This window comes from Thiohalophilus sp., assembly GCF_034521165.1.
In the GTDB taxonomy this organism is placed as follows: domain Bacteria; phylum Pseudomonadota; class Gammaproteobacteria; order UBA6429; family Thiohalophilaceae; genus Thiohalophilus.
In genome coordinates this window covers 432,327-448,217 of sequence record NZ_JAXHMV010000008.1, presented here as the reverse complement: position 1 = coordinate 448,217, position 15,891 = coordinate 432,327, and the positions used below count along the sequence as shown (strand labels likewise).

At 56.8% G+C, this 15,891-nt stretch carries 15 protein-coding genes; 1 reads left to right on the top strand and 14 read right to left on the bottom strand.

What is annotated here, in order from left to right:
- Positions 1-129: 129 nt before the first annotated feature.
- The 10 genes from U5K34_RS06875 to U5K34_RS06830 form a co-directional block, all read right to left on the bottom strand.
- A complete protein-coding gene (locus U5K34_RS06875) occupies positions 130-999 on the bottom strand; it encodes a cytochrome c oxidase subunit 3 (protein ID WP_322567711.1) in 870 nt (289 codons plus the stop codon).
- 37 nt (positions 1,000-1,036) lie between these two features.
- Positions 1,037-1,678: a cytochrome c oxidase assembly protein gene (locus U5K34_RS06870; protein WP_322567710.1), complete on the bottom strand. Its 642-nt coding sequence runs from the start codon at positions 1,676-1,678 to the stop codon at positions 1,037-1,039.
- Between the two features lie 169 nt (positions 1,679-1,847).
- Positions 1,848-3,419 carry a cytochrome c oxidase subunit I gene (gene ctaD, locus U5K34_RS06865; protein WP_322567709.1) on the bottom strand — a complete coding sequence of 524 codons (1,572 nt, stop codon included), beginning with the start codon at positions 3,417-3,419 and terminating at the stop codon, positions 1,848-1,850.
- A gap of 21 nt (positions 3,420-3,440) precedes the next feature.
- Positions 3,441-4,580, bottom strand: a complete 1,140-nt coding sequence (coxB, locus tag U5K34_RS06860) for a cytochrome c oxidase subunit II (RefSeq protein ID WP_416224042.1) — start codon at positions 4,578-4,580, stop codon at positions 3,441-3,443.
- Positions 4,581-5,056: 476 nt separating this feature from the next.
- Complete coding sequence (gene bioD / locus U5K34_RS06855; RefSeq protein WP_322567707.1) at positions 5,057-5,749, bottom strand: dethiobiotin synthase; 693 nt, start codon at positions 5,747-5,749, stop codon at positions 5,057-5,059.
- Between the two features lie 8 nt (positions 5,750-5,757).
- Positions 5,758-6,639 (bottom strand): malonyl-ACP O-methyltransferase BioC, encoded by an 882-nt coding sequence (bioC, locus tag U5K34_RS06850; protein WP_322567706.1) that lies wholly within the window; start codon positions 6,637-6,639, stop codon positions 5,758-5,760.
- Entirely contained in the window at positions 6,626-7,426 is an 801-nt protein-coding gene (gene bioH / locus U5K34_RS06845) for a pimeloyl-ACP methyl ester esterase BioH (protein WP_322567705.1), read from the bottom strand. The genes bioC and bioH overlap by 14 nt, the downstream gene beginning before the upstream one ends.
- A 3-nt stretch (positions 7,427-7,429) precedes the next feature.
- Positions 7,430-8,578, bottom strand: coding sequence for an 8-amino-7-oxononanoate synthase (gene bioF, locus U5K34_RS06840; RefSeq protein ID WP_416224060.1), 1,149 nt, complete (start codon positions 8,576-8,578; stop codon positions 7,430-7,432).
- Between the two features lie 240 nt (positions 8,579-8,818).
- Complete coding sequence (gene bioB, locus U5K34_RS06835; RefSeq protein ID WP_416224041.1) at positions 8,819-9,793, bottom strand: biotin synthase BioB; 975 nt, start codon at positions 9,791-9,793, stop codon at positions 8,819-8,821.
- Position 9,794: 1 nt separating this feature from the next.
- Complete coding sequence (locus U5K34_RS06830) at positions 9,795-10,256, bottom strand: hypothetical protein (RefSeq protein ID WP_322567703.1); 462 nt, start codon at positions 10,254-10,256, stop codon at positions 9,795-9,797.
- Positions 10,257-10,341: 85 nt separating this feature from the next.
- Between U5K34_RS06830 and U5K34_RS06825 the strand changes: the two genes are divergently transcribed.
- A complete protein-coding gene (locus U5K34_RS06825; protein ID WP_322567702.1) occupies positions 10,342-11,037 on the top strand; it encodes a ComF family protein in 696 nt (231 codons plus the stop codon).
- Between the two features lie 278 nt (positions 11,038-11,315).
- On the opposite strand, the gene U5K34_RS06820 is transcribed toward U5K34_RS06825, so the two are convergent.
- From U5K34_RS06820 to mshL, 4 genes are all read right to left on the bottom strand, one after another.
- Positions 11,316-11,969, bottom strand: a complete 654-nt coding sequence (locus U5K34_RS06820) for a hypothetical protein (protein WP_322567701.1) — start codon at positions 11,967-11,969, stop codon at positions 11,316-11,318.
- Between the two features lie 92 nt (positions 11,970-12,061).
- A complete protein-coding gene (locus U5K34_RS06815; protein WP_322567700.1) occupies positions 12,062-13,162 on the bottom strand; it encodes a tetratricopeptide repeat protein in 1,101 nt (366 codons plus the stop codon).
- Entirely contained in the window at positions 13,159-14,085 is a 927-nt protein-coding gene (locus U5K34_RS06810) for an ExeA family protein (RefSeq protein WP_416224059.1), read from the bottom strand. Before U5K34_RS06810 ends, U5K34_RS06815 begins: the two co-directional genes overlap by 4 nt.
- Positions 14,086-14,111: 26 nt before the next feature.
- Complete coding sequence (gene mshL / locus U5K34_RS06805; RefSeq protein WP_322567698.1) at positions 14,112-15,842, bottom strand: pilus (MSHA type) biogenesis protein MshL; 1,731 nt, start codon at positions 15,840-15,842, stop codon at positions 14,112-14,114.
- Positions 15,843-15,891 lie beyond the last annotated feature (49 nt).

The following is a 15,891-nucleotide window of genomic DNA, read 5'->3' as shown; positions in this document are numbered from 1 at the left end:
TTTTCTTGCGTCGGATTTTTTCCGCTACAGTGATTTACGGCCGTTATTCGGCTAAATAACCGGCATCTGTTTGATACCAAAAAAAAGGCGCCGCAATCGCGGCGCCTTCCATAGCCATGTTATCGCCTGTTACAGCCAGTATACGAAAATAAACAGGCCGAGCCAGACCACATCCACAAAGTGCCAGTACCAGGCCGCGGCCTCGAAAGCAAAGTGGTGCTTCGCGGTAAAGTGACCCTTGATCGACCTCAACAACATCACCAGCAGCATGATGGCGCCAATCATTACATGCAGACCATGGAAACCGGTCAACATAAAGAAAGTCGAGCCATAAATACCGGATGACAGCTTCAGATTCAGATCACTATAGGCATGACCATATTCCCAGGCCTGCAGTGAAATGAACACGGCCCCCAGTAGCACAGTCAGGAAAAGACCCCCAATCAGTTGTGTACGGTTGTTTTTCTTCAGACCCCAGTGCGCCCAAGTGACGGTCAAGCCGGATGTCAGCAGAATAATGGTGTTATAGAACGGGATTCCCCAGGCACCGACAACTTCCTTCGGCTTGTCGAAACCTTGCTGGTTCGGTACCTCAATAAGAGGCCAGGCGGCCTGGAAGTTTGGCCATAACAATTCGCCTGTCATCGCGTTATTGCCTGCGCCGTCCAGCCAGGGTATTGCCCATTGCCGTACGTAGAACAGGGCGCCAAAAAAAGCAGCAAAAAACATCACTTCCGAAAAGATAAACCAGGCCATCCCCATGCGGAAAGAGGTATCCACCTGCGCATTGTATTGTCCACCTTCACTTTCGGAAATGACTTTGCCAAACCAGCCAAACACCATCATGATGACAATAATGGCACCGGCGATCATCCACAGGCTGGTGCCACCATGCAGCCACCCGGCAAAACCGGCCAGCATAGTGAACAGACCGATCGAGCCGACAATCGGCCAATGACTCGGCTCGGGCAAATAATAGCTACCTTGTGCGTTTGACATGGCTACCCCTCTTTTATGCTTATAGTGCTGATTGTTATTAGTTCGAATAGGTCAGACTGTTTTCAGTAACCACCGCAATGCGTTTGTTGTCACCTTCCAGCCTGGCATTTTTATCAGTATCAAAAAATGTGTAACCCAGCGTTATCGTACTGATGTTTTTAGGCAGATCCGGATCCACCACAAACACCAATGGCATTTCTTTGGCCTCTCCCGGTTGGAAAGTCTGCTGGTTGAAGCAGAAGCATTCCATCTTGGTGAAATATTTTACTGCCTGGGACGGCGCCAGACTTGGCACCGCCTGTGCCACCACGGTCTGGTCTGTCTTGTTCCTGGCATAAAACTTAACTTGTTTTATTTCACCGGGATGCAACTTCATGGTCCGGGTCATGGTTTTGAACTCCCAGGCCATGTTCTGATTTAACGTGGTCGTGAATTGTACTGTTACCGTGCGATCCAGGTCTTTCCTCGCGGCCAGTTGCCGACCTTTGATCGAGCCTTTTTCAGCCGTGTAGCTGCCATCCTGAATCTCAAGAAAACGGCCGTTAATACCAAAGGCGTCACAAACCATATTGTACAAAGGCACCAGCGCAAACCCGAAACCGAACATGGCAAACACAACGACAGTCAGCTTACTTATCAGTCGACCATGTTTTTTTTCAGACTTATTATTACCCGCCATGATCGGTTACCAGTATTTGGCAAAAATTGCGATATAAAACCCCAGGGCGATCAACACCAGGATTGCAATTGTCGATTTTTTTGCCTTCGCTCTTGCCACGTTACTACTCATCATTACTACCTTATTTGGTCATACGGTAAGGCAGTTTTCACTGCCTTACCGTCTCGACTCATTTAACCTGCGGCGGTGTTTCGAAGGTGTGGTACGGCGCCGGTGAGGGAACCGTCCATTCCAGGCCATCCGCGCCATCCCAGACCTTGTCGGTGGCTTTTTCCCCGCCACGAATGGTCTTGATCAGGATATACAGGAACAACAGCTGGCTGGCACCGAAGACGAAACCGCCGAGCGAGGACATCATGTTGAACTCGGCGAACATCGGAGAATAGTCCGGAATCCGTCGCGGCATCCCGGCCAGGCCGACAAAATGCATCGGGAAGAACAGCACATTCACGGAAATAGCCGACAGCCAGAAGTGCCACCGGGCCAGGGTTTCGCTGTACATGTTCCCGGTCCACTTCGGCAGCCAGTAGTACACGCCGGCGATAATGGCGAAGACCGCACCGGTTACCAGTACATAGTGGAAATGCGCCACCACAAAGTAGGTATCGTGGTACTGGAAGTCAGCCGGGGCGACACCCAGCATCAGGCCGGTAAAGCCGCCAATGGTGAACAGGAAGACAAAGGCAATGGCCCACAACATCGGTGCCTCGAAGGTCATCGAGCCCTTCCACATGGTGGCGACCCAGTTGAATACCTTGACCGCGGTCGGCACCGCAATCATCACCGTGGCGTACATAAAGTAGAGTTCACCCGCCAGCGGCATGCCCACCGTGAACATATGGTGCGCCCAGACGATGAAAGACAGAAACGCAATCGCTGCGGTGGCGTATACCATTGAGGCATAGCCGAACAAGGGCTTGCGGGCGAAGGTCGGGATAATCTGTGAGACCACACCAAACGCCGGCAGAATCATGATGTAAACCTCGGGATGCCCGAAGAACCAGAACACATGCTGGAACAGAACCGGATCACCGCCGCCGGCGGCATCAAAGAAGCTGGTGCCAAAGTTGCGGTCGGTCAGCATCATGGTCACCGCACCGGCCAGTACCGGCATAACGGCAATCAGCAGGAAGGCGGTGATCAGCCAGGTCCAGACGAACAGCGGCATCTTCATCAGTGTCATACCCGGCGCGCGCATGTTCAAAATGGTCGCGATGATATTAATCGCGCCCATGATGGACGAGAAGCCCAGCAGGTGAATCGCAAAGATAAAGAAGTCCGTGCTGGCCGGCGCAAAGGTCGTAGACAATGGCGCATAGAACGTCCAGCCGAAGGCCGGGCCGCCGCCTTCCATGAACAGGGTACTGACCAGCATGGTGCCGGCGAACGGCAGAATCCAGAAGGACCAGTTGTTCATGCGCGGCAGGGCCATATCCGGCGCGCCGATCATCAACGGGATCTGCCAGTTGGCCAGGCCGACAAACGCCGGCATAACCGCCCCGAAGACCATGATCAGGCCGTGCATGGTGGTCATCTGATTGAAGAAGTGGGGGTCGACAATCTGCATGCCCGGCTGGAACAGCTCGGCACGAATGACCATGGCCATGGCGCCGCCGGTCAGGAACATGATGAAAGCGAACCACAGGTACAGGGTACCGATGTCTTTATGGTTGGTGGTAAACAGCCAACGCGTAATACCCGTCGGATGGTGATGCTCGTGTGTCGCAGCTACTGTACTCATTCTTATATCCTCCACTACGCCTTAGCGTGCTGCCTTGACGGCTGACGGTTGTACAACACTGGCACTATTACCCCAGCTGTTGCGTTCATAGGTAATCACCGCTGCCAGATCGGCGTCATTCAATTGCGGACCAAAGGCCTGCATAGCCGTACCGCTCTTGCCATTCATAACAATATCGATATGTCCTTTAGCCGGACCGGTGGCGATTTTCCCACCGGCCAGTGACGGGAAGGTGCCCGGGATACCCTGTCCGTTTGCCTGGTGACAGGCAGCGCAATTGGCTTTGTAAACCTCTTCGCCACGTCTCATCAGCTCTTCCTTGCTCCATTCGCGTTCACTGCCCGCATTGGCTGCTGCGGCAACTGCTTTTTGTTCTGCAACCCAGCTCTGATATTCATTCTCGGCGACAACTTTGACCACGATGGGCATAAAGCCATGATTTATACCGCACAGCTCGGCACACTGACCGCGGTAGGTTCCTGTTTCAGTCGCCTTGAACCAGCTTTCGTTAATGTAGCCGGGGATAGCGTCACGCTTGATACCGAGATCCGGTACCCACCAGGCATGAATCACATCATTGGAAGTGGTCAGGATCCGGACTTTCTTGTTAACCGGAACCACAATCGGCTTGTCGACATCCAGCAGATAATTTTCGACCGTCCGCACATCCACACCGGAGTCCTTTTGCCGGGCCTCGTTACTGGCCTGATCGAGATTACTGAAGAAACTAAGGCCTTCATCCAGATACTCATACTGCCATTTCCACTGCCAACCAGTCGCCTTGACGGTCACATCAGCATTGCCCGTATCCTCATACTTGATCAGAGTCTTGGTAGCCGGAATCGCAATTAACACCAGCACCACCAGCGGAATAATGGTCCAGATAACTTCCACAGTCGTGCTTTCATGAAATTGCGCCGGTTTAGCGCCTTTGGATTTGCGGTGCTTGAACAGGGAGTAGATCATCACCCCGAACACACCGATACCAACGATCGTGACAATCCAAAGCACCAGCATATGCAGGCCGTAGATCTCCTTGCCGACAACAGTTACCGTCTCGGACATATTCAGATCGTATTCCGCAAATGCGCTGCCTGGCCCCAACAGCAAAACAGCATATAGGAAGCTTCGGAGCTTTCTCGTTATAGTATTTGCCGACATACCTCTACCTCTTCCGGTTGGGATTCACTTTAACTTTATTGATTATGATTTCTTATGCGCCCATCGCTGCACATGCCTGTCTTTTTAATCTTATGGCCAGCGCGAGTGGATAGTTTATTAATCTGGATCTACCTGCCATTTGAGACTGCTTGATTGCCTGCTGCAATCAATCCGCCGTTTATTCTTGTTGTTATATGCGCTTGTTTCGACGCGGTCATAGTCGCTCACGGGTACACCACCTTTTTCAGACTGTTATGCATGGTAATCAGACGTCCGGGGCTGCGCAATAAAAAAGATAGAATGGGCTTATAACAAACAGATATAAAAGTAACTGCTAATATGTTTATTTTCTAATTAGCTATTCACCGGTTTTCTGCTAGCAGTCAGCCGTAAATCGCGTCACCAGTCATGCGGCTCGTGTAATAACCTTAACGATCAACCGAGAAATGACCAAGGAGTTTCACTCTTTAAGAATATTACAACCAGCTTATATTGATGCTTGTGGCCAGTTGTGCGTGTTGTTGCGGGGTAAGCGGGGAAGGTTGATAGGGAATCTGGCCCAGACAGGGGGCAGCGAGGCGGGATTCGAGGGTCAGAAGGTTGCCCCGTTGCGCGGCAAAACCGGGATCAACGCCATTGGCGATCCAGCCGACCACCGGGATGTTTTGTTGTTGGATACTTTCCATCGTTAACAGGGCATGATTCAGGCAACCCAGGCGTAGCCCGACCACCAGCACCACCGGCAAGCCGAGCAGGCCAGGCAGATCGGAGACCGACAGACTGTCACTTAATGGCACGCGCCAGCCGCCGACGCCTTCCACAATGACCTGATCGCTGTGTTGTTGCAATTGCGCATAAGCCTGCTGAATCGGCTGGCGCGCGATACGACGCCCCGCCTGGCTGGCGGCCAGGTGCGGGGCAATCGGCGGCTCAAACACATACGGATTCACCCACTCGTAGGGATGATGCATACCGGACTGCTGTTGCAACTGCAGGGCATCCTCGTTGACCAGTCGCCCGTCTTGTAACTCTCCGCCACTGGCCACCGGCTTCATCCCGGCCACCTTCAGACCTCGCTGCTGCAACGCCGCCATCAGCAGGCAACTGCAGAAGGTCTTGCCGATCTCGGTATCGGTCCCCGTAACGAAAACACCGGGATACTGTGCCATATTTGAGCTCATCGCCGCGGGACAAAGTTGACCGGCACTTCCTGCGGCACGGCACAACCCGCGCCGGCAGTTTCCACCGCCCAGGCATGGCCATACAGCACTTCGTAACTGACCGGCAAACGTTGTTCCCGGCGAAACTGTTCATAAGCCTCACCGACCGCCTGCATACGGCGCTTGCCGGTCAGACCACGGGCACGTCCCCGGGTAACGTTATGCGCGCCAATCTGTTTGAGATCGCGCATGATGGAAAACAGATCCGGATAAGTCAATGTCAGCATTTCCATGTCCATGACCGGATCGCCGAAACCGTGACGCAACAGGGCGTCGCCAATATCGTGCATATCAATAAACCGGTTGGTATGGGAATACGCATCCACCGCCTCGAAGCACTGGCGCAATTCTTTGAGGGTGTCCGGCCCGAAAGTGCTGAACATCAACAATCCATCCGGCTTCAGTACGCGACGCATTTCGGCAAAAGTCCGGTCCAGATCCACACACCACTGAATCGCCAGGCTGGAGAAAATCATATCCACACTGGCATCGGCCAGCGGCAATTGCTCGGCGTCACCGGCCACATACCGAAAGCGGCCGCGCAGTTTTTGCCATAAACTCGGCTTGCCCCGCGCCTGATCCAGCATGTTCACGGACACATCCAGCGCCCAGATCTCACTGCCGGGATAACGCTGTGCCAGCGCGGGTAAGGTATAGCCGGTACCGCAACCCACATCCAGCAGGCGTTGCGGAACATGCTTGATGTAATCCAGCCGTTCCACAATGCGATCGGCCACTTCCCGTTGTAATACCGCGGCCTGGTCATAACTGTGGGCGGCACGCTCAAACGCCGTACGGGACTGGCGCTTGTCGATCACCTGTGCATCATTGTCTTGCATGTAAAAACATCATCACTTGTTGAACGAATGTCTGCGGGTGGGAAACAAATGGCGCATGTCCCGCCCCCTCGATAATGACGGTCTGACTGTCATCAAACGCCCCGGCCAATGCCGGTGCAACTGCTGGCGGGACCAGCATGTCCTGTTCGCCCATCACCAGCAGAAGGGGCACCTCGCGGATCGCCGGTAACCGCTCACGCAGATCCGCCTCTTTCAAAATGCTCAGACCGCTTTGCAACGCCGCCACGTTGACGTCGGCCGACGCCAGTACCCGCTGGCGCAACGTACGCAATGCCTCCCGGGCCGACTCACTCCCCTTGACCTGCAAAGCCAGAAAACGTTGCAGGGTCGTTCGATAATCTTCGCGCAACTGTTCCGCGAAACCCTCCAGCAGTCCGGGCGACATGGCATGCGGCCAGTCGTCGGCCTGGCTGAAACGCGGGGTACTGGCCACCAGCACCAGGGCCCGAACCTGCCCGGGCTGTTGCAGCGCAATCTGCATGGCCGCCAGGCCACCCAGCGACCAGCCCAGCCAGAAAGCCGGCTCGCTCAACTGCGGCGACACGCTTTGCCATATGTCTTCCGCCAGCTGTGCCAGATCAAACTCACTGTCGGCGTGCTGACTTTGCCCGTGGCCGGGCAAGTCCACCAGGTGCAGACGGTACTGCGGCGCTAACGATTCGACCAGCGTGTGCCAGATGCCGCTGTGCATGCCCCAGCCATGCAACAACACCAGATCCGGCCCCTGTCCCGTGCGGGTCACCTGAAGCGCAGAGCCTGGCGCCATGCCTTATAACACCGTCTCGATACTGTCCAGCAGCTGCGTGACATCCGCCGGCTCATGCGCGGCCGAAAAGGTAATACGCAGCCGCGCCGTGCCCTGCGGCACGGTCGGGGGACGGATCGCGCTGATCAGGATGCCCTGCTGTTTCAATGTCTCGCTCAATGCCACCGCCCGTTCGGTCTCGCCGACGATCCATGGCTGGATGGGGGTGGTCGACGCCCCCAGCTGCAGACCCAGTTGCGCGGCGCCGGCACGGAACTGATCGATCAACTGTTGCAGTTTTTCCCGCCGCCAGCCTTGCGTTTGCACCAGTTGCAGACTGGTCCGGGTCGCCTCGGCCACGGCCGGCGGCAGCGCCGTGGTATAGATATAACTGCGCGCCTGCTGAATCAGGGTCTCTATCAGGGCCTCCTCACCGGCGACAAACGCGCCGAACGTGCCAAAACCCTTGCCCAGCGTGCCGACCAGAATCGGTACCTCATTGATGCCCAGATCGTACTGTTCCAGCGAGCCCCGCCCACTGACCCCGATCACACCCAGGCCGTGGGCATCATCCACCATCAACCAGGCCGCGTGCTGCCGGGCCAGTTGCGCCAGTGCCGGCAACGGCGCCAGGTCGCCGTCCATGCTGAAAACGCCATCAGTGGCGATCAGTCTGGTTGTTGCGTGGCTGTTGCCCAGCAGCTGTTGCAGATGTTCACTGTCAGCATGCCGGTAACGTTGCAATCGCGCGCCGGACAATTGCGCCGCATCGATCAGCGAGGCATGGTTGATGCGATCCTCGAACATCGCATCCTTGCGCCCGAGCAACGCACTGGCCACGCCGAGATTGGCCATGTAACCGGTGGAAAACAACAGTGCCCGCGGCCGTCCGACAAACCCGGCCAGTTCCTCTTCCAGCTGATGATGAGGCCGGGCATGGCCGCTTACCAGATGCGCCGCCCCGCTGCCGACCCCGAACTCATCGACACCCCGTTTGAACGCCTGTTTAACCTCGGGATGATTGGCCAGACCGAGATAATCATTACTGCAGAAATTCAGATACTCACGCCCGTCGATCACCACCCGCGGCCCCTGCGGTCCCTCCAGCACCTGCCGCGAACGATACAACTGCCGCGCCCGGCGCTCATCAAGAGCCTGCTGCAGTTTCAACATATCAACCATTTCTCAAGGTCTCTAGAAATAACGCAAAGTACGCAAAGGCGCAAAGAACGCGGAGAATAACAATTACATTCTGCATGCCGTGCAATACGGACAGAGAAAAGCCAAATCAACCGAAGTCTTTCTGGCAACATATTGAGGATTATTCATTCAACGCTCCTGTTTACCCGATACACCTTCAACTTTTCTCTTTGCGTCCTCTGCGCCTTTGCGTACTTTGCGTTTATTCCACGCTTATATCGCCTGGATGCCGAGTTTATCGAACAGTTGCTGGTCGTGATCGGCGCCGGGGTTGGGGGTGGTCAGCAGTTTTTCGCCGTAGAAGACCGAGTTGGCGCCGGCCAGGAAACACAGCGCCTGCATTTCATCGGACATCTCCTCGCGTCCGGCCGACAGGCGCACGTAGGATCCGGGCATCAGGATTCGGGCCACGGCGATGCTGCGCACGAATTCGATGTGATCGAAATCCTCGGCTTCCTGTAGCGGCGTGCCTTCCACGCGCACCAGCATGTTGATGGGGACGCTTTCGGGATGCTGCGGCTGATTGGCCAGTTGTTGCATCAGGCGAACGCGGTCATAGCGGCTCTCACCCATGCCGAGGATGCCACCGCAACAGACATGCATGCCGGCGTTGCGCACGTGTTCCAGGGTATCGAGGCGATCCTGGTAGGTGCGGGTCGTGATCACCTCGCCATAATATTCCGGCGAGGTATCCAGGTTGTGATTGTAATAATCCAGCCCCGCTTCTTTGAGCCGCCGGGTCTGGCTTTCGGTCAACATGCCCAGGGTCAGGCAGGTTTCCAGGCCCAGATCCTTGACCGCCTGGACCATTTCGATCACCGGTTCCAGATCCCGATCCTTGGGACTGCGCCAGGCCGCGCCCATGCAAAAACGGCTGGAACCGTTGGCTTTGGCGGCCTTCGCCGATTCGATCACCTCGTCCAGCGGCATCAGGGGTTCGACTTCCAGTCCGGTATCGTAGCGAATGCTTTGCGGACAATAGCCACAATCTTCGGGGCACTTGCCGGTCTTGATGCTCAGCAGCGTGCTGACTTGCACCTGGTTGGGCTCGAAATAGTTCCGATGGACCTGCTGGGCATGGAACAGCAGATCATTGAATGGCAGGTTGAACAGGCCATCGATCTCCTCGACCTGCCAGTCATGACGAAGATTGTTATCAAGCGTGGTGGCGGTGGCGGTTTGTGTCATATTAGTTCTCCCCTTCCCCATAGATGTCTTGCCAGGTTTCCTGTTGAATACGATACAGATCCCACAGCGACCAGGGGATCAGAATCAGGGCGACGATACCGCCGGTGATGATCCACAACTGCCACTGGGTGCCATAAAAAGTGCCCACCGGGATCACGATGCCAAAAGCGCCGTAAAACCGGTACGCCGCCTGCTGGGTGTAATGACCGACCCGCTCGTTGGGATGGTGGCGGGCGATGGTATAGACCGCGATGGAGACGCCAAACCACAGGATCGGCGGCACTACCATCAGAATAAACATGAAAATCAGGGTCATGGCCGGCGGCTCCCCCAGCAGGATCCAGGGTGCCATAACCAGCCCCGGCGTCACGGCAATGATATTGCCGAAATTGAACAGACGCGCCATTCGGCGACAGCTTTCAGCACTGATAAACTGGCTGGAAGTGCTGTTTTGCGATTCCATGACGGATCACTCTCGGCTAGACTGGGGGCAAGGAACCGCATGATAGACACCCCACCGCCGGTGTCAACTCGCAAGGATGCGCAAAGTGAACAACTGGTTAAATTTCGACCTGTTTCGACCGATCTGCTGGCTCTGCCACGCGCCGCTGGCCCCCGGCCAGCCCCTGTGCGCGGGGTGTCTCGCGACCCTGCCACACAATCACCATGCCTGCCGCCATTGTGCCCTGCCCGTCGCCCCCGGCCAGAGCGAGTGCGGCCAGTGTCTGGCCCGCCCGCCGCGCTATCAACAGGCGCTGATCCCCTTTATCTACGCACAGCCCCTCGATCAATTGATCACCGCGTTCAAGTTTCAGCAGCGGCTGCAATATGCCCGCCTGCTGGGCGAGCTGCTGGCGGACCACCTGCCCCAAAAACCGCTCGCGACGCTGGATGCCCTGTTACCGGTTCCCCTGCATCCGCAACGCCTGCGGGAACGGGGCTACAACCAGTCGCTGGAAATCGGGCGTTTCCTTGCGCGGCGCTATCGCCTGCCCCTGCTGAAGCATCTCTGTCACCGGGTTCGTCCCACGGCCGTCCAGAGCAACTTGCCCCTGGCACAACGGGCAACGAATCTGCGCCGGGCGTTTCAGACCCATGCCGACCTGCAGGGTTGCGCCATTGGCATCATTGATGACGTGGTCACCAGCGGTCATACCGTCAACGAACTGGCCCATTGCCTGCAACGCGCCGGGGCCGGGTCGATTACCGTTATCGCGATTGCCCGGGCTGACTTTCCACGCTGAAACGTCGGTAGCTTCACTGAGTGACGGGAGCTGGAATTAACGCAAAGTACGCAAAGACGCAGAGAACGCCAAGCAGATAATAATTATGTGTTATGTGGTGAATAAAAATGATGTTCAACAGGGATATAACCACCGAAACACGGAACGCACCGAACAACACTGAAAAAAACAGGAAATTTAATCATCGGTGGATTCGTTGTGTTCAGAGAAGACAGCGCGCAGGACACGCCCTGTTTGACTTTGGAGTTACTCCCGGCAACACGCCAGGCACCAAAAGATCAGAAATCCATGAACAGATCGAGAAAGACGCCCCGGGATTCATATTCCAGTCCGGGAGTGGTCTGGCCGTTATCCAGGGAGTATTGCTGATGGCGCCAGCCGCCTTCCAGACCGAGGCCACGATGCCATTTATATTGCAGCTTGGCCTGGTAATCGAAAGCGCGGGCCCGTTCACTGTCGCGATGGCTGCCTTCCAGCGACGCGGACAATCCGTCAAACGGCAGCTCGAACAGGGCGGTGGCATAAAACATGGGAATGGCCTGGTTGAAATTATGCACGCTGACCGGCCCTTCTGCCTGCGGATAACGCCCCACCGCATCGAGATACTTGATGTTCAATCCCAGATCCAGTGACATACCGTGCGCCGTGTTGACCGGATAGAACAAGCGGGCGTCATATTGCTGCAGGCGGTTGGTCGTACCGGAGGATGCCGCCAGCGAATCCACGTTGTGTAACCGGGGCTGCAGAAGCGCCTGGTGTGACTCGCTATCGTCCCGCAGCTGCAGGACCCGCCGGGTATCGTCATCAAGATTCAGACGAAACTGCGGCAAATAGCCCGGCTCATGCTCGCTGGCCAACAGCGGCGGAGCCACGAGCAGCAGGCTCGCGGCAACACTGAGCAATCCGGCATTCAGATAGCTGTTCAAAAGCATGGGCAAGGTCGGCAAGAACAAGAATGAGTTGGCCTGATTATAGATCAGCCCGCAACCGCGAACCACACACAAAGCGCGACTTAACGCAGAATTTACAATCCTGCCGCCGCCAGTGCATTCATTCGTTTGGCGGCATACTCTTTAAGATTTTCCGGCAGGGCGGGGCTGTTGCTTGCCCGTTCATAGGCCGAGCGGGCCTCGGTATATTTCTCCAGTTGTTCCAGGGAAATCCCTAACCCGAGCCACCAGTTTCCCTGACGGGGATTGACCCGCAACAGATCCCGGTAGGTTGCCGCCGCTTTGAGGTGGTAACCCGCCTGCTGATAGATCGCCGCCAGCAGAGCATGATAATCACGGTCCGCCCCCACCGGAGGCGGCTGGCGCTCGAGCACGGCGATAGCCTGTGTCAGTTTGTCCTGCTTGAGCAGCACGCGGGCATAGAGCTTGGCAAACTGGCTGTTCTGCGGTGCCAGGGCGAAGCCCTCTTTCAGCAAGGCCGCGGCCTCCACATAACGTCCGCTTTGAATATAAACCCCGGCCAGCAGTTCGCGGGCCCGGTGATGTTGCCGGTAATGTTGCAGGGCTTCACGCAGATGGCGTTCGCCGGCCTCGGTTTGATCCCGGCCCAGCAATTGATACCCCTGTTTATAGGCCAGTTCCGCGCGCTGCTCATCGCTCAATGGCCGGTTTCGTTTGGTAACCGGCCCGGCGGCTTCATTTGCCGTCGACCCGGTTTGCGTCGAACGACGTTCGGTCCGGGGCGAGGCGGCTTCCGGTTCAGGTTCTGGCTCCGGCTTCGTTGCCGGGTTGTTCGAAGTCGATGCCGTCGCGACTTTTTCTTCCGCCGAATCCTCATTCGTCGTGGCCGGCTCAGAAGGAGTGGTTTCAGCGGGCTGGGCCGTTTGAGCGGTGTCCGGCTGCGGCAACGGTGCCGATTCGACCGCTGGCGCGGGAGCCGTGGCAACCGGCGTCGCCTTTTCGGCCAACCGGAGTGGATTGAGATAGACCCAGCCAAGCACGCCGGCCAGCGCTACCACCAATACCAGCGACGCGCTCAGGGCGTAGACCAGATAGGGCGGGCGCCGACGCGCCACGCTGTAACGGTTCACGCCTTTTAACGAACCGTCCGGTGAGGCCACCGAATCGGCGCGACGCTTTTCCAGATCCTTGAGCATCTGGTTAATCAGGCTCATAAACTGACTCCCTGCAACCTGTCTCCCTGCCAGTACAACAGGGCGACCGACACCAGCACGGTGACTGCCGCCAGCCACCACGGCCAGTGCCGGCGCGGTGGATGCGACAGCTGCGCATCCTCGGTGTCTTTGACCGCCAGGCGCATATGTTGCTCGTCAACCGTGGTATCTCCCCGTCCGTAGGCGGCCATCATCGCCTTGTGGGACAGAATATTGATCAAACGCGGTATACCGCGACTGCACTTGTACAGGGTCCGCATCGCCCGGTGCTCGAACAGGGCGCCCCCCTGATAGCCGGCCACCACCAGCCGGTGCGACACATAGGAATCGAGTCCCTCGCGATCGATCGGTTCCAGTCGATAGGAGAAGGTAATGCGTTGCTTGAGCTGACGCACCTGACGGGTATTAAGGCGTTCGTCCAGTTCCGGCTGGCCGAATAGCACGACCTGCAACAACTTGTACTTCTCGGTCTCCAGGTTGGTCAACAGGCGCAGGGTCTCCAGCGTTTCTGTAGGCATGGCCTGTGCCTCATCAAGACACAACACAACTTTCTTGCCTTCACTGGTCAGCTCGACCAGCCGATCGGTGATCATTTTTTGTAATTGATGATGCCCATAGGGCCGGTTGGACAGAGCAATACCGAGTTCCGAGGCCAATCCCGCCTGCAGGCCATAGGGGCTCAACTGCGGATTGGGGATGTAGGCCGAGACAAACTCCTTGTCCATGGAGTTGAGCAGCTTGCGGCACAGCAACGTTTTACCGGTACCGACCTCGCCGGTCACCTTGATAAACCCCTCCCCGCTGCGCAAAGCCACCAGTAACGTATTCAGGGCATCGGCATAATGGCCGTAAGAGAAAAAATAGGCGGTATCCGGGGTAATCGAAAAGGGCGCTTCCCGCAGTCCGAAATGTTGCAAATACATCATGTTCTTGCGCCCATTCGTCTTGCCTACTGCCGGTTACGCATGCGTCGGATCCGCTCCTGCGAGGAACGTACCGCATCGGACCAGGTTTCATCACCTTCGACCAGCACCGGCTTGAGCAAAATGATCAGCTCGCTCTTGCGGGTCACTTCACGGGTATGGCGAAACAGACCGCCAATCAACGGCAGATCCCCGAGCAGCGGAACCGAGGCATCCTCATCGGAGACCGAATCCTGCATCAGGCCCCCGATGACGACCACCTGCCCGCTGCGCGCGCGGATGATACTGTCCGATTCGCGAATGGTACTGATCGCCAGCGGCACACTGAAATTGGTGGTCGAGGAGACACTGATGTTTTTGGTTTTTTCAGTGACCGTGCTGACAGACGGATGAATATGCAAAATGATATTGCCGTCATCGCTGATCTGCGGAATCACATCCAGCGCTACCCCGCTGAAGAACGGAGTCAGTTCGACATTGCTGCTGGTGGTCGAGGTACCGGTGGTAATGTCGGTATTGGACGCCACGTCGGTAATAAAGAACTCGTCCTCGCCCACCTTGATGACGGCCTTCTGATTGTTAATGGTCGACACCTTGGGGCTGGACAGAACCTGCACATCACCCTGGGTCTTGAGTAGTTCGATAAAGGCGGCAAAATCGTTGCCGATGTTCAGCGCCATGGAGAACACCCCGCCGAAAGCCGATGCCGCCGAACCGTCCACCTGATTCAGGGAACCGGGGTTGAGATTGCCGTCGCTACCGGCGGTATCCGCCACGCCCGATCCACCAAAGACACTGCCGCCGCCGGTCTGGTTGAGCAAGAAACTGTTATTGGCCGTGTCGTGCAGGGCCGACCAGTTGATACCACTCTGGAACTGGTCATTGAGTTCGACCTCGATGATCTTGGCTTCCAGAATCACCTGACGCTGCACCACATCCTGCGTGGACTGGATAAAGCGTTCCACCGCACGCAGTTCCGCCGGCATGGCATTGACCACCACCAGCCCCGACTGGGGATTGACCACCACATTGCGCCCCTCCTTGTTTCCCACGATGGTCTTGATGGCCGAGTCCATATCTTTCCAGAAGTCCGACTCGGATTCGGTATTGATGGAACTGCCTGACAGACTGTTACGCTGACCGCCCGGCTGGTTGATATTGCTCGTCCCGCCAAAACCGCCCCCGGCCAGTCCGCTGGTACCGCTCGTCGGTGCGTTCTCGGTGACCTGGCCGGAACTGACCCGCAGGTTGGAAACGCCCTTGCGTTTGATATCCAGATAATCGAGTTTGAAAATGCGTGAGGTCAGGGTGTTGGGGAACACCTTGAAGCCGGTGCGGGTCTGGTCATAATCATAGCCGTAAACATCGCGCACCACTTCCATCACGTCGGCCACGGTCACATTTTTCAAATCCAGGGTAATGCGCCCCTCCACCTCCGGGTGCATCACCATGTTGTGCGGCGTGCCTTCCACCAGCTCCATGAAAAAACGGCGTGCGCTGGCGCGATTGACCTTGATATCGAAGCGCGGCTCGGTATCGATGCCGCTGCTGTCGGGTAACTGCAGATTAAACTGTGGCATCAGGGCCTCGCTGATACTGGCCGGTGCACCGCTTTGCCGATCGGCCGAGCGCGCCCCCGCTTCATTGAGCGCCTCGTCAATCGACTCCAGCGTCGCCGGTGGCGGCCGGGTCCCCGCGCAGGCGGCCAGCTGCGCGAGGCAACCTGCGATAAGCGTCATTTTCAGTGTTTTTATCATAGCTTTTTCCAGCACGATTGCCTGCTCCGCGGCCAGGCCGCGATCATTG

What these genes read in the sequence shown, in the direction of transcription:
- U5K34_RS06875 (WP_322567711.1), bottom strand. Translation starts at nt 999, where the DNA reads ATGTCAAACGCACAAGGTAGCTATTATTTGCCCGAGCCGAGTCATTGG.
- U5K34_RS06870 (WP_322567710.1), bottom strand. Translation starts at nt 1,678, where the DNA reads ATGGCGGGTAATAATAAGTCTGAAAAAAAACATGGTCGACTGATAAGT.
- ctaD (WP_322567709.1), bottom strand. Translation starts at nt 3,419, where the DNA reads ATGAGTACAGTAGCTGCGACACACGAGCATCACCATCCGACGGGTATT.
- coxB (WP_416224042.1), bottom strand. Translation starts at nt 4,580, where the DNA reads ATGTCGGCAAATACTATAACGAGAAAGCTCCGAAGCTTCCTATATGCT.
- bioD (WP_322567707.1), bottom strand. Translation starts at nt 5,749, where the DNA reads ATGGCACAGTATCCCGGTGTTTTCGTTACGGGGACCGATACCGAGATC.
- bioC (WP_322567706.1), bottom strand. Translation starts at nt 6,639, where the DNA reads ATGCAAGACAATGATGCACAGGTGATCGACAAGCGCCAGTCCCGTACG.
- bioH (WP_322567705.1), bottom strand. Translation starts at nt 7,426, where the DNA reads ATGGCGCCAGGCTCTGCGCTTCAGGTGACCCGCACGGGACAGGGGCCG.
- bioF (WP_416224060.1), bottom strand. Translation starts at nt 8,578, where the DNA reads ATGTTGAAACTGCAGCAGGCTCTTGATGAGCGCCGGGCGCGGCAGTTG.
- bioB (WP_416224041.1), bottom strand. Translation starts at nt 9,793, where the DNA reads ATGACACAAACCGCCACCGCCACCACGCTTGATAACAATCTTCGTCAT.
- U5K34_RS06830 (WP_322567703.1), bottom strand. Translation starts at nt 10,256, where the DNA reads ATGGAATCGCAAAACAGCACTTCCAGCCAGTTTATCAGTGCTGAAAGC.
- U5K34_RS06820 (WP_322567701.1), bottom strand. Translation starts at nt 11,969, where the DNA reads ATGCTTTTGAACAGCTATCTGAATGCCGGATTGCTCAGTGTTGCCGCG.
- U5K34_RS06815 (WP_322567700.1), bottom strand. Translation starts at nt 13,162, where the DNA reads ATGAGCCTGATTAACCAGATGCTCAAGGATCTGGAAAAGCGTCGCGCC.
- U5K34_RS06810 (WP_416224059.1), bottom strand. Translation starts at nt 14,085, where the DNA reads ATGTATTTGCAACATTTCGGACTGCGGGAAGCGCCCTTTTCGATTACC.
- mshL (WP_322567698.1), bottom strand. Translation starts at nt 15,842, where the DNA reads ATGATAAAAACACTGAAAATGACGCTTATCGCAGGTTGCCTCGCGCAG.